Annotated in this window: 12 protein-coding genes; 5 read left to right on the top strand and 7 right to left on the bottom strand. The window is 63.5% G+C overall.

Going from position 1 to position 13541, the window contains the following annotated elements; genetic code table 11:
• The first annotated feature begins 57 nt into the window (after window positions 1-57).
• From N430_RS25950 to N430_RS25930, 5 genes are all read left to right on the top strand, one after another.
• Entirely contained in the window at window positions 58-2295 is a 2238-nt protein-coding gene (locus N430_RS25950) for a beta-galactosidase (protein ID WP_110639626.1), read from the top strand.
• A 144-nt stretch (window positions 2296-2439) separates the two neighbouring features.
• The gene (locus N430_RS25945) at window positions 2440-3585 is read left to right on the top strand and encodes a serine hydrolase domain-containing protein (RefSeq protein WP_110639627.1); all 1146 of its coding nucleotides are present in this window, start codon (window positions 2440-2442) and stop codon (window positions 3583-3585) included.
• A 99-nt stretch (window positions 3586-3684) separates the two neighbouring features.
• Entirely contained in the window at window positions 3685-4662 is a 978-nt protein-coding gene (locus tag N430_RS25940) for an OmpA family protein (RefSeq protein WP_110639628.1), read from the top strand.
• A 19-nt stretch (window positions 4663-4681) separates the two neighbouring features.
• The gene (gene pdxH, locus N430_RS25935; RefSeq protein WP_110639629.1) at window positions 4682-5329 is read left to right on the top strand and encodes a pyridoxamine 5'-phosphate oxidase; all 648 of its coding nucleotides are present in this window, start codon (window positions 4682-4684) and stop codon (window positions 5327-5329) included.
• A gap of 221 nt (window positions 5330-5550) precedes the next feature.
• Window positions 5551-6015: a glycine zipper 2TM domain-containing protein gene (locus N430_RS25930; protein ID WP_054885828.1), complete on the top strand. Its 465-nt coding sequence runs from the start codon at window positions 5551-5553 to the stop codon at window positions 6013-6015.
• A 104-nt stretch (window positions 6016-6119) separates the two neighbouring features.
• Here N430_RS25930 and N430_RS25925 read toward each other — a convergent pair whose 3' ends face one another.
• From N430_RS25925 to N430_RS25895, 7 genes are all read right to left on the bottom strand, one after another.
• Complete coding sequence (locus N430_RS25925) at window positions 6120-7727, bottom strand: NAD(P)/FAD-dependent oxidoreductase (RefSeq protein ID WP_110639630.1); 1608 nt, start codon at window positions 7725-7727, stop codon at window positions 6120-6122.
• 103 nt (window positions 7728-7830) lie between these two features.
• Window positions 7831-8505, bottom strand: a complete 675-nt coding sequence (locus N430_RS25920; protein ID WP_110639631.1) for a COG3650 family protein — start codon at window positions 8503-8505, stop codon at window positions 7831-7833.
• Window positions 8506-8593: 88 nt separating this feature from the next.
• Window positions 8594-9295, bottom strand: a complete 702-nt coding sequence (locus tag N430_RS25915; protein WP_003254879.1) for an ABC transporter ATP-binding protein — start codon at window positions 9293-9295, stop codon at window positions 8594-8596.
• Window positions 9296-10063: a high-affinity branched-chain amino acid ABC transporter ATP-binding protein LivG gene (gene livG, locus N430_RS25910; RefSeq protein ID WP_008097486.1), complete on the bottom strand. Its 768-nt coding sequence runs from the start codon at window positions 10061-10063 to the stop codon at window positions 9296-9298.
• On the bottom strand, window positions 10060-11316 hold the full coding sequence (locus tag N430_RS25905) for a high-affinity branched-chain amino acid ABC transporter permease LivM (protein ID WP_110639632.1): 1257 nt from the start codon (window positions 11314-11316) through the stop codon (window positions 10060-10062). Before N430_RS25905 ends, livG begins: the two co-directional genes overlap by 4 nt.
• Window positions 11313-12236 carry a high-affinity branched-chain amino acid ABC transporter permease LivH gene (livH, locus tag N430_RS25900; RefSeq protein ID WP_110639633.1) on the bottom strand — a complete coding sequence of 308 codons (924 nt, stop codon included), beginning with the start codon at window positions 12234-12236 and terminating at the stop codon, window positions 11313-11315. The genes N430_RS25905 and livH overlap by 4 nt, the downstream gene beginning before the upstream one ends.
• 186 nt (window positions 12237-12422) lie before the next feature.
• On the bottom strand, window positions 12423-13538 hold the full coding sequence (locus N430_RS25895) for a branched-chain amino acid ABC transporter substrate-binding protein (protein ID WP_054891749.1): 1116 nt from the start codon (window positions 13536-13538) through the stop codon (window positions 12423-12425).
• Between the last annotated feature and the right edge of the window lie 3 nt (window positions 13539-13541).

The raw sequence follows: 13541 nt of genomic DNA, 5'->3' as shown, positions 1-13541 counted from the left end.
CGTTGTCCATTACTCAGTCGCGGGCCCATGAGGGCCTGGAAGGAGAGCCCCAGCCCTATGATCCGCCACACCTTGCCCGTGGTTTTCACACTGTTGTTCAGCACGCCTTTGCTGGCCGGGCAACAGACGCTGTTCAGCTTCGTCCGCCCGGCCTCGGTGGTCAATGTGGCGACCGAAGGCACCGGCATGCCGCAGTACAATGCGGAGCAGACGGCCGAGGGCGAGGTGCTCAGGCGGGTGGTGTTCAATCCGGTCGAAAGGCCGACCTTGCGCCTGAGCCCGCAGAGCGGCGTGTGGGACTGGTCGGCTGGGCAGTTCCTTACCTTACGCATGCAAAGCGCCCAGGACTGGGCCTTGACCGTCGACGTCACGCTGCTCGGCAGCGATGGGCGCACGCTGACCAGCCGTATCGACCTGCCTGCCGGGCCTGCGCAAACCGTCATGGTGCCGCTCAAGGCCAGTTCGCCGCTGAGCCAGGGCATGCGTGCAGGCCCGCCGATGCCATGGGTCCATGAAGGGCAGCGGTTGCTGTTGACCAGCAGTGCCGGTGAGATAGACCTCAAGCAGGTGGTATCTGTCAGCCTGACCATACCCAACCCGAAGGTGGCGCAGAACCTGCTGATCGAGAAGGTCGGCATCCAGGACGACGACCAGGCCTACCAGGCGGCCTACCACGAGTTGATCGATGCTTACGGCCAGTCCACCCGGGGGAACTGGCCCGAGCTGATCGTCAGTGACGATCAGCTCAAGGCTGCTGACACGCGTGAACAGCAGCAGCTCAAGAGCTGGCTGGCTGACCGTCAGAAGCAGCAACTGGATAGCTACGGGGGCTTGCTGGCCGGGCCAGCGTTCGCAGCCAAGGGCTTCTTCCGCACCGAGAAGCGCGATGGCCGCTGGTATCTGGTCACACCGGAAGGGCACCCGTTCTACTCGCTGGGCGTCAATGCCGTGGCCGCCGATGGCGGGCGTACCTATGTTGCTGGCCGCGAGGGGATGTTCAAGGCCCTGCCAGGTGAAGGCGACGTGCTGACGGCATTTTATGGTGAAGGCAACAACGACGATGGCAACGCCTCGTCGCAAGGGCGCAGCTTCAAGCAGGGGCGCTGGTTCGACTTCTACGCCGCGAACATCCAGCGCACCTATGGCAAACCGTGCCCGCCAGCCGTGGAAGGGCAAGCCCCACCCGAGTGCCCACCGCTGGCGCTGGATGCCGACCGTTGGCAGGCTCACACGCTGGACCGCCTGCAGGCCTGGGGCTTCAACACACTGGGCAACTGGAGTGACCCGGCCATCGGTCAGGCCAAACGCATGCCCTACACCTTGCCGCTGTCGATCGTTGGTGACTATGCCAGCATCAGCACCGGCATGGACTGGTGGGGCCGCATGCCTGATCCGTTCGACCCACGGTTTGCCATGGCCACCGAGCGTGCCGTGGCGATTGCAGCACGCGATCACCGTGACGACCCTTGGCTGATCGGCTATTTCGCCGACAACGAACTGGCCTGGGCCGCGCCCGGCAACGACCCCAAGGCGCGTTACGGCCTGGCCTACGGTACCTTGCGCCTGACCACCGACGTGCCGGCCAAGCGCGCCTTCCTCAAGCAGCTGCGCGACAAGTATCGCAACCAGGAGGGGCTGTCCAAGGCCTGGGGCATCGACCTGCAGGCCTGGGAGCTGATGGAAGACCCAGGCTTCGAGGCGCCTCTGCCCAACCCCGAGCACCCGGAAATCGAGCGTGATTACCAGTACTTCCAGCAGGTATTCGCTGAGACCTACTTCAAGACCATTTCCGATGCACTGAAATGGCATGCACCCAACCACCTGCTGCTGGGCGGCCGCTACGCCGTGAGCACACCGGAAGCGGTCAAGGCCTGCGCCGAGTTCTGCGATGTCCTGAGTTTCAACTTCTATACCCTCAAGCCCGAGGATGGCTATGACTTTGCCCGTCTGGCTGAAATCGACAAGCCGGTGCTGGTGTCCGAGTTCCAGTTCGGTTCCCGCGACCGTGGGCCGTTCTGGCCAGGGCCGGTGGAAGTCGCCAGGGAAGAGGACCGCGGGCCGGCCTATGGCAACTTCCTCAAGGCCGCCCTGGCACAGCCGATGATCGTGGGCGCGCACTGGTTCCAGTACCTCGACCAACCGGCCAGCGGGCGCCTGCTCGATGGCGAGAACGGCCATCTGGGCCTGGTGGCGATCACCGATGTGGCGTACCCCGGGTTCGTCGAGGCGGTGCGCAAGAGCAACCTGCAGGCCGTTGGTCAGTTGCGCGTCGAGCTGGAGAAAAAGGCCCCCTGAATGTCTACCGGGGGCGCTCAGCGCCCCTGGCACAGATGACACTGCAGTTTCTTCACCAACCATCCGGCCTTGCCCAGTAGGCAAAACCAGCAACTACTGAAACAATGCACGCCTTTGTCAGCATGGTCGTACGGAGAGCAGCGGGTGCAGATTCAGGGTCATTATGAGCTGAAGTTCGAAGCGGTGCGTGAAGCGTTCGCGGCATTGTTCGAAGATCCCCAGGAGCGTGGAGCTGCGCTGTGCATCCAGGTTGGTGGCGAGACCGTGGTCGACCTGTGGGCAGGCAGTGCCGACAAGGACGGCCAGCAGGCCTGGCACAGCGATACCATCGCCAACCTGTTCTCCTGCACCAAGACCTTCACCGCCGTGACCGCGTTGCAGTTGGTGGGCGAGGGCAAGCTTGCCCTGGATGCCCCGGTGGCCCGTTACTGGCCGGAGTTCGCCCAGGCCGGCAAGCAGAACATCACCCTGCGCCAGTTGCTCAGCCACCGTGCCGGCCTGCCGGCCATCCGCGAGCTGCTGCCGGCTGAAGCCCTGTATGACTGGCAGACCATGGTCGATGCCCTGGCCGCCGAAACGCCCTGGTGGGTGCCCGGCACCGAGCACGGCTATGCCGCCATTACCTACGGCTGGCTGATCGGCGAACTGATCCGCCGCGCCGATGGCCGTGGCCCGGGTGACTCGATCGTCGCCCGTACCGCCCGGCCGCTGGGCCTGGACTTCCACGTCGGCCTGGCCGACGAAGAGTTCCACCGAGTGGCACATATTGCCCGTGGCAAGGGCAACCCGGGTGATGCCGCAGCCCAGCGCCTGCTGCAGGTGACCATGCGTGAACCCGAGGCACTGTCGACTCGCGCCTTCACCAACCCGCCGGCCATCCTGACCAGCACCAACAAACCCGAATGGCGGCGCATGCAGCAGCCAGCAGCCAATGGCCACGGCAATGCACGCAGCCTGGCAGGCTTCTACGCAGGCCTGCTCGACGGCAGCCTGCTCGAATCCGAACTGCTCGACGAACTGACCCGCGAACATAGCCTCGGCCAGGACCGTACCTTGTTGACCCAGACCCGCTTCGGCCTGGGTTGCATGCTCGACCAGCCCGACGTGGCCAACGCCACCTTCGGCCTCGGCGCCCGTGCCTTCGGCCATCCAGGCGCTGGCGGCTCGGTCGGTTTCGCCGACCCGGAGCACGACGTGGCATTCGGCTTCGTGGTCAATACCCTCGGCCCTTACGTGCTCATGGATCCAAGAGCCCAGCAGCTGGTACGCGTGCTTGGCACTTGCCTTTGATCGGGTAAAGCGGGTATTACGCAACCCCTTTGACTATCCTCAATGCCAACGCCTGAAGTGCGTTGGCAAAATATCTTTCAATTTCATGGTGTATCGCTGATGTCTTCACATAAAACCTTAGCTCTCGCCCTGTGCCTGGCCGCTATGACCGGTTGCGCCAGCCACTCCCAGGACGCTTCCAAGGACGGCGGTAGCAGCTGGTGGCCGTTCGGTTCGGACCAGGTTGCCGACAAGGAAGTGAAAGCGGCGGTTACCGAGAAAGTCGCCAAGGCCGATGCCAAGTCCGAGGGCGCGAGCCACTGGTGGTGGCCGTTCGGCGGTGACGACAAGCAGGCCAAAGGGCCGGTAGTGCCGAAGATCGACGAAAAGGCCACCCAGGCCTGGCTGGACCAGTACGAGCCGAAGCTGCGTGAAGCCGTCAAGGACAGCAAGCTGGAGCTGGAGCGCCGCGACAACGTGCTGGTGGTGACCATCCCGGTCGACAGCTCGTACAACCCGGATCGCCCGAACATGCTGCTGCCGATGACCCTGGCCCCGATCACCCGCGTGGCCAAGGCCGTCGAAGGCGACTCGAAGACTGCCGTGCTGGTACTCGGCCATGCCGACAGCAGCGGTGTAGCCGCCGCCAACCAGAAACTGAGCCTGGAGCGTGCCGCCTCGGTATCGGCGATCTTCCGCCTGAGTGGCCTGCAGCGTGACCGTCTGTCGCTCAAGGGCATGGGCTCGGAAATGCCGCGTGCCGCCAACGACAGCGCTGAAGGCCGTGCCCTGAACCGCCGCGTGGAAATGCTGCTGACGCCGCAGAACACCATGGTTGCCCTGCTGGCCAAGTACCAACAGGCAGCTCCGGTAGCAACCCCGGCTTCGATGGTTGCCGTGCAGGATGCCAAGGCCCCTGCCGCCAAGCCTGTCGAGACCAAGAAACCAGCCGCCAAGCCTGCTGCGAAGAAGGCCGCTGCCAAACCTGCGGCGAAGACCACCGCCAAGAAAAAAGCCGCGCCAGCCAAGCCTGCCGCCAAGAAAGCCGCTACCACCGACAAGAAAGTAGCCGCCAACAGCCCTGCGAAGACCAACTGATCGTCAAGGAAACGCAGCCATGACCCAATCCCTGGCCGATATGCGCCGCGACTACACCCGTGATGGCCTGGCCGAAGCCCAGGCGCCGGGTGAGCCGTTCGCTCTGTTCCACCAGTGGTTTGCCGACGCGGTGAAGACCGAGCAGCCACCGGTGGAGGCCAACGCCCTGACCCTCGCCACAGTCGATGGCGAGGGTCGCCCGCACTGTCGTGTGCTGCTGCTCAAGGGCCTCGATGACCGTGGTTTCACCTTCTTCACCAACTATGACAGCGCCAAGGGCCAGCAGCTGCTGGCCAACCCGTTCGCTGCCATGACCTTCTTCTGGCCGGCGCTGGAGCGCCAGGTGCGGATCGAAGGGCGAGTGGAGAAGGTCACGGCCAAGGAGTCCGATGACTACTACCAGGTGCGCCCGCTGGGCAGCCGCCTGGGGGCCTGGGCTTCGCCGCAGAGCCGTGTCATTGCCAATCGTGAGGAGCTCGAAGGCCTGGTCAAGGCCACCGAGGCACGCTTCTCCGATACCCAGCCGCATTGCCCGGAACATTGGGGTGGCTATCGCTTGCTGCCTGAGCGGATCGAGTTCTGGCAGGGCCGGGCCAGCAGGTTGCATGACCGTCTGAACTACCGTCTGGTCGACGGGCAGTGGGTGCGCGAGCGCCTGGCACCGTGACACCTTGGGGCTGCCAGGCAGCCCCATTCCCTCCTCAAGCCAACACTTCTTCACAACTGATGAAGTAATCCGTGGCTATCCTTGGTCTGAGCTGTAACGCCCGCATTACTGTCCATCAAGGCTGTACAGGGGCTGAATGGAAATAAATTTTTTGTACTGGCGCCGTGACAGCCGTCAACGCGCGGCGTCTAATGGACACCTGTTTTCTGGAGATTGTACCCATGCGTAAATCCGCTTTGCTGGTGGCGACTTTCACCACCATGTCGCTGCTGCTCGGTGGCTGTGCCTCGAGCCTGACCGGTGACAGCTACTCCCGTGATGAAGCCCGTCGCGTGCAGACCGTGCGCATGGGGACCATCGAATCCCTGCGCCCAGTCAAGATCGAAGGCACCAAGACGCCGATCGGCGGTGGTGCTGGCGCCATCGTCGGTGGCGTGGCCGGCAGCGCCATTGGCGGTGGCCGTGGCAGCATCGTCACCGCCGTGATTGGTGCAGTGGCCGGTGGCCTGGCAGGTTCCGCTGCCGAGGAAGGCCTGACCCGTACCCAAGGCGTGGAAATCACTGTGCGTGAAGACGATGGCAGCATGCGCGCTTATGTGCAGGCCGTGCAGCAGAACGAAATCTTCCGCGTTGGCGACCGCGTGCGCATCATGACCGTTGACGGTACCAGCCGCGTTTCGCACTGATCGTCGCGGCAAATAAAAACCCCGAACGGGCCAGGCCTGTTCGGGGTTTTTTGTTTTCCTGCACCGGCCTCTTCGCGGGCGTGCCCGCGAAGAGGCCAGTAGCTTTACAGGCCGAGGATGTCGCGAGCCACGGCTTCCGCAATACGGATACCATCCACACCCGCCGAAAGAATCCCCCCGGCATAACCTGCACCTTCGCCTGCCGGGAACAGCCCCTTCATGTTCAGGCTCTGGAAGTCCGCACCACGGGTAATGCGCAGTGGCGATGAGGTGCGCGTCTCGATGCCAGTCAGCACCGCATCATGCAGGTTGTAGCCTTTGATCTGGCGGTCGAACGCCGGCAGCGCTTCGCGGATGGCCTCGATGGCGAAGTCCGGCAGGCTCGGCGCCAGGTCACCCAGGGTCACCCCCGGCTTGTACGACGGCTCGACGCTGCCCAGTGCGGTGGACGGCTTGCCCGCGACGAAGTCGCCCACCAGCTGCGCCGGTGCCTGGTAGTTGCTGCCACCCATGACGTAGGCGTGGGCTTCCAGGCGCTCTTGCAGCTCGATGCCGGCCAGCGGGCCGCCCGGGTAGTCGCGCTCGGGGTCGATGCCGACGACGATGCCGGAGTTTGCGTTGCGCTCGTTACGCGAGTACTGGCTCATGCCGTTGGTTACCACGCGGCCCGGCTCGCTGGTGGCGGCGACCACGGTGCCGCCCGGGCACATGCAGAAGCTGTACACCGAACGGCCGTTCTTGGCGTGGTACACCAGCTTGTAGTCGGCGGCTCCGAGTTTCGGGTGGCCGGCGTACTTGCCCAGGCGCGCCTTGTCGATCAGCGTTTGTGGGTGCTCGATACGGAAGCCCACCGAGAACGGTTTGGCTTCCATGTACACGCCCTTGGCGTGCAGCATACGGAAGGTGTCGCGGGCGCTGTGGCCCAAAGCCAGGACCACATGGCGCGAGTGCAGCTGCTCGCCGCTTTCCAGCACCACGCCGGTCAGTTGGCCGTCTTCGATCAGCAGGTCGGTGACCTTTTCCTGGAAGCGCACTTCGGCGCCGAGGGCGATCATGTCCTGGCGCATCTGCTCGACCATGCCGGTCAGGCGGAAGGTACCGATGTGCGGCTTGTTGATGTAGAGGATCTCGTCCGGCGCCCCGGCCTTGACGAACTCTTCCAGGACCTTGCGGCCGTGGTGGTTCGGGTCCTTGATCTGGCTGTAGAGCTTGCCGTCGGAGAATGTCCCGGCGCCGCCTTCGCCGAACTGTACGTTGGACTCGGGGTTGAGCACGCTTTTACGCCACAGGCCCCAGGTGTCCTTGGTGCGCTGGCGCACTTCCTTGCCGCGCTCGAGGATGATCGGCTTGAAGCCCATCTGTGCCAGCAGCAGGCCGGCGAAGATACCGCACGGGCCGAAACCGACCACGATCGGGCGCTCCTGCAGGTCGGCCGGAGCCTGGCCGACGAACTTGTAGGTGACGTCAGGTGCCACGCCAATGTTGTGATCGTCGGCGAACTTGCTGAGCAGCTCGGCTTCGTTGCTGGCTTCAAGGTCGATGGTGTAGATGAACAGCAGCTCGCTGTTCTTCTTGCGCGCATCGTAGCTGCGCTTGAACAGGTTGAAGCTGAGCAGTTGCTCGTCGCGGATGCCCAGGCGCTGGACGATGGCTTCACGCAGGGCTTCGTCGGGATGGTCCAGGGGCAGCTTGAGTTCGGTGATTCGTAGCATGGCAGGGTCCAGTATCCCGGCCATGGGCGGCCGGCGGCTTTACACAAACCGCCAAGTATAAGCTGTTAGCCGCCCCGACTGGCAGGATAAAAGCGCCCGGTGATCAGTTGTCGCGCGCGCCGCCGTAGTAACCGCAGCCGCGCAGGGTCTGGCCGTCGATGCGCAGCTCGGCGCGCAGGTGACGCACGGCGCCGCTCATGTTGTCGACGCAGCGTTGCGGGGCGACCCACAGTTCAACGTGCTGGCCGTTGGCTTCGCTGGTCAGGGTCAGGCCGCCGCCGGGCACTTCTTCTTCGAGGAACGGCAAGGGCAGTGGGTCCTTGCCGACACGGTTGAGCACCATACCCTTGCCGCTGGCCTTGATGTCCCAGTCCGGTTCGTGGCCATTGGCGCGCAGGGTCAGCTGCTTGAAGTTGGGGTCGTCGCAGGCGCGGGTGGAGGGCTCCAGGCGGTACAGGCGGCTGACTTCCAGCTGGCCATCGTTGTCGGCCTGTTTGGCGCCGGTGAGGCGGCCACGGACGTCGGCGAACAATTTGGCGTTGGTGTCCTTGGCCAGGCTGACGGACTCCTGGAGGATGCCGGTGCCGGCGACGTCATTGATCACGAAGTGGCGGCTTTCACCGCAAGGTTTGAACAACAGCCGGCCGCCGCCTGCACTCAGTTCGCCCTGCATGCGCGTGGTGCCGATATTCGGGTCACGGGGCTGCTCGGCGAGCAACTGGCAGCCAGCGAACAGGGGCAGCAGGGCAGTGAGCAGCAGGGTAGGGGTGAGGCGCATGGGGCGGGCTCCGGAGAATCTTTGCCAAAGAGCTGGCCACGATACACGTCCTGCGGGCAGAAAAAAGGGCCCGAAGGCCCTTTTTCATTCAACCACCCAAGTAGGCGTCGCGCACCTTCGGGTCGGTCAGCAGTGCCTCACCGGTGCCCTGCATCACCACTCGGCCGTTCTCCAGCACATACGCCCGGTCGGCAATCTTCAGTGCCTGGTTGGCGTTCTGCTCCACCAGGAACACCGTCACGCCATCGCGGCGCAGCTGTTCGATGATGTCGAAGATCTGCTGGATGATGATCGGCGCCAGGCCCAGCGAAGGCTCGTCGAGCAGCAACAGCTTGGGCTTGCTCATCAGCGCCCGGCCGATGGCCAGCATCTGCTGCTCGCCACCGGACATGGTGCCGCCACGCTGGATGTAACGCTCCTTCAGCCGTGGGAACAGCTGCAGGACCTTGTCCAGTTGCTCCTGGTAGTCGCCCTTGTCGGTGAAGAAGCCGCCCATGGCCAGGTTCTCCTCGACGGTCAGGCGGGCGAACACGCGGCGGCCTTCCGGCACCACCGCGATGCTCTTGCGCATGATGTGCGAGGACGGCTGGCCGACCAGTTCTTCACCCAGGTACTTGATGCTGCCGCTGTGCGCCTGGGGCGAGCCGCACAGGGTCATCAGCAAGGTCGACTTGCCGGCGCCGTTGGCACCGATCAGGGTGACGATCTCGCCCTGGTTGATCTCCACGTTGACGCTGTGCAGCGCCTGGATCTTGCCGTAGAAGGTGGAAACGTTCTCGAACTTCAGCATTTACGCTTCCCCCAGGTAGGCTTTGATCACATCAGGGTTGTCGCGGATCTCCTCCGGCGTGCCGTGGGCCAGGGGCGTGCCCTGGTTGATCACGACGATGTGGTCGGAAATGCTCATCACCAGCTTCATGTCGTGCTCGATCAGCAGCACGGTGACGTTGTGCGACTCACGCAGGTAGGCGATCAGTGCCTTGAGGTCTTCGGTTTCCTTCGGGTTCAGGCCCGCGGCGGGTTCGTCGAGCATGATGATCCGTGGCTGGGTCATCATGCAGCGGGCGATTTCCAGGCGGCGCTGCTGGCCGTAGGCGAGGGTGCCGGCGGTACGGTTGGCGAATTCGGTCAGGTTGACCTTTTCCAGCCAGTACTGGGCGCGCTCCATGGCCTCCTTCTCGCTGCGGCGGAAGTTCGGGGTCTTGAACAGGCCGGCGAAGAAGTTGGTGTTCAGGTGACGGTGCTGGGCGATCAGCAGGTTTTCCAGCGCGGTCATTTCCTTGAACAGGCGCACGTTCTGGAAGGTGCGTACCACGCCCTTGCGGGCGATCTGGTGGCCGGCCAGGCCCTGGATCGGTTGGCCGTCGAGCAGAATGGTACCGCCGCTGGGCTTGTAGAAGCCGGTCAGGCAGTTGAACACCGTGGTCTTGCCGGCGCCGTTCGGGCCGATCAGCGCCACCACCTGTTTTTCCTTGACGGTCAGGGCCACGCCGTTGACCGCCAACAAGCCGCCGAAGCGCATGCTCAGGCCGCTGACTTGCAGAATTTCGCGGCTCATCGACGCAGCTCCATGTGGGGACGTTGCATAGGCAGCAGGCCTTGCGGACGCCAGATCATCATCAACACCATCAGCGCACCGAACATCAGCATCCGGTATTCGCTGAACTCACGCATCAGCTCCGGCAGCAGGATCATCACGATGGCCGCGAGAATCACGCCCAGTTGTGAGCCCATGCCACCGAGCACGACGATGGCGAGGATGATCGCCGACTCGATGAAAGTGAACGACTCCGGCGTCACCAGGCCCTGGCGCGCAGCGAAGAAGCTGCCGGCGAAACCGGCAAAGCAGGCACCCAGGGTGAACGCCGAGAGCTTGATGATGGTAGGGTTCAGGCCCAGCGCACGGCAGGCGATCTCGTCTTCACGCAGCGCTTCCCAGGCACGGCCGATCGGCATGCGCAGCAGGCGGTTGATCACGAACAGCGCCAGCAGGGCCAGCAGCAGGGCAACCAGGTAGAGGAAGATGACCTTGTTGATCGAGTTGTATTCCAGCCCGAAGAACTCGTGGAAGGTCTGCATCCCCTCGGCGGCCTTGCGCTCGAAGGTCAGGCCGAAGAACTCCGGCTTGGGGATGTTGCTGATGCCGTTGGGGCCGCCGGTCCAGTCGGTGAGGTTACGCAGGAACAGGCGGATGATCTCGCCGAAGCCGAGGGTCACGATCGCCAGGTAGTCACCGCGCAGGCGCAGCACCGGGAAGCCGAGCAGGAAGCCGAAGGTGGCGGCCATCAGGCCGGCGATCGGCAGGCAGACCCAGAAGCTCCAGCCCAGGTAGTGCGAGAGCATCGCGTAGCTGTAGGCGCCGACGGCGTAGAAACCGACATAGCCGAGGTCGAGCAGGCCGGCCAGGCCGACCACGATGTTCAGGCCCAGGCCCAGCAGCACGTAGATCAGGATCAGCGTGGCGATGTCGACCGCCCCGCGCGAGCCGAAGAACGGCCACACCAAAGCCGCGACGATCAGGCCGATGATCACGTAGCGCTGGGTTTTCGGCAGGGTCAGGTAGTTGCTGACGGCTGGCGGGATCAGCTTGCGGTCCGAGCGACGGCCCATCACCGAGCTCCACTGCTTGTCGAACAGCACGCGCAGGAACATCAGCACCGAACACACGGCGATGATACCGATGGTGAACGACCCTTGGCTGTGCACCGCCAGGCTGATGCCGTCGATGCTCAGCTTCAGGCCCAGCACCGGGAAGGCCACGGCCCATACCAGCAAGGCGCTGAAGAACGCCTGTTTGAGATTTCTGTTCATACTTTTTCAACCTCCGGGCGGCCCAGGATGCCGGTCGGCCGGAATAGCAGGACAAGAACCAACAAGCCGAATGCCACCACGTCCTTGTACTGGTCGCCGAAGATGTCGGCGCCGAAGGCTTCGGCCACGCCCAGCACCAGCCCGCCGAGCATGGCGCCCGGGATGCTGCCGATGCCGCCCAATACTGCCGCGGTGAAGGCCTTCAGGCCCACCAGGAAACCGGCGTTGGGGTTGATCACCCCGTACTGCATGCTCAGCAGCACGGCCGCCACGGCCGCCAGGGCGGCACCGATGACGAAGGTCAGGGCGATGATGTTGTTGGTGTTGATGCCCAGCAGGTTGGCCATCTTGATGTCCTCGGCACAGGCACGGCAGGCGCGGCCCAGGCGGGAACGGGAGATGAACAGGGTCAGGCAGGTCATGGCCACCAGGGTGACCACGAACACCAGGATCTGCATGTAGCTGATCAGTACTTCCTCCGCACCGCCCGGCCCGAAGGAGATGCTCCCGGGGATCAGGTTGGGGATGGATTTGTCCTTCGAGTCTTGCGACAGCAAGACCGTGTTCTGCAGGAAGATCGACATGCCGATGGCGGAAATCAGCGGGATCAGACGGTTGCTGTTGCGCAGGGGGCGGTAGGCAACCCGTTCGATGCTGTAGCCATAGGCACTGGTGACGCAGATCGTCGCGACGAAGGCGACGGTCATCAGGATCGGCAACGAATGGATACCCATCATGGCCAGGCCCGCCAGGGCGATGAAGGCCACGTAGGAACCGATCATGTACACCTCGCCGTGGGCGAAGTTGATCATGCCGATGATGCCGTACACCATCGTGTAGCCGATGGCGATCAAGGCATAGGTGCTGCCGATGGTCAATCCATTAACCAGTTGTTGGAAGAAATGGTAGATCTCAGGCATTACAGCGCTCCTAAAAACCTGATTTGCATTTCGCTGGCGGGGGTACGGCCAGGAAACCGCGGGTGACGGTTTTAAGATTTTCAGGTGGGTCGGCCCCCGGATCGCGGGGATCAGGCCCATGAACCTCGTAAAACAAAGCCCACTGCTCGCACAGTGGGCTTCTACGGTCAGCTATTAGTCACGCAGTTACTGAGGGGAGACTTCGGTCTTCGGCTTGCCGAAGTGCCATTCGTAGACCACGAACTTGAAGTCTTTCAGGTCGCCTTTCTCGTCGTAGGACAGTTCGCCGGTCGGGGTCTTGAACTTGCCGGCGTGGATGGCGGCTGCCACCTTGTCGGTGTCTTCGGACTTGGCCGCTTCGATGCCTTTGGCGATCAGCTCGACAGCTGAGTAGGCCGGGAACACGAACGGGCCGCTCGGGTCCTTGCCGTCAGCCTTGATGGCGTCGACGATGGCCTTGTTCTCAGGGTCGGCGTCGAACGACTTCGGCAGGGTCACCAGCAGGCCTTCGGAAGCACCTTGGGCGATCTGCGAGATGGAGTCGTTACCCACGCCTTCCGGGCCCATGAACTTGGCCTTCAGGCCTTTTTCCTGGGCTTGGCGCAGGATCAGGCCCAGCTCTGGGTGGTAGCCGCCGTAGTAGACGAAGTCGACGTTGTTCTGCTTGAGCTTCTGGATGATCGAGGAGAAGTCCTTGTCACCGGCGTTCAGGCCTTCGAAGACGGCAACCTTGGTGCCTTTCTTCTCGAGGGTCTGCTTGACTGCGGTGGCGATGCCTTCACCGTACTGCTGCTTGTCGTGCAGAACGGCAACCACTTTCGGCTTGACGTGGTCGGCGATGTAGTTGCCGGCAGCCGGGCCCTGGGCGCTGTCCAGGCCGATGGTGCGGAAGATCAGCTTGTAGCCACGGGCGGTGATTTCCGGCGAGGTGGCGGCCGGGGTGATCATGATCACGCCTTCGTCTTCGTAGATGTCGGACGCTGGCTGGGTGGAGCTGGAGCACAGGTGGCCGATGACGAACTTGACGCCGTCGTTGACCACTTTGTTGGCGACTGCCACGGCCTGTTTAGGGTCGCAGGCGTCGTCGTATTCCTTGGCTTCGAGCATCTTGCCATCGACGCCGCCCTTGGCGTTGATATCCTTGATGGCCTGCTTGGCGCCGATGAACTGCATGTCGCCGTACTGGGTCACAGGGCCGGTTTTAGGGCCCGCGATCCCGATCTTGATGGTATCGGCGGCAAACGAATGGCTGGCTACCCCGGCCAGTACCATTGCGGCGAACAGCTTGGAAATCTTGATCATAGT

Source organism: Pseudomonas sp. CC120222-01a, from assembly GCF_003097235.1.
GTDB lineage: Bacteria > Pseudomonadota > Gammaproteobacteria > Pseudomonadales > Pseudomonadaceae > Aquipseudomonas.
This window is presented reverse-complemented; position numbering and strand designations above follow the sequence as displayed.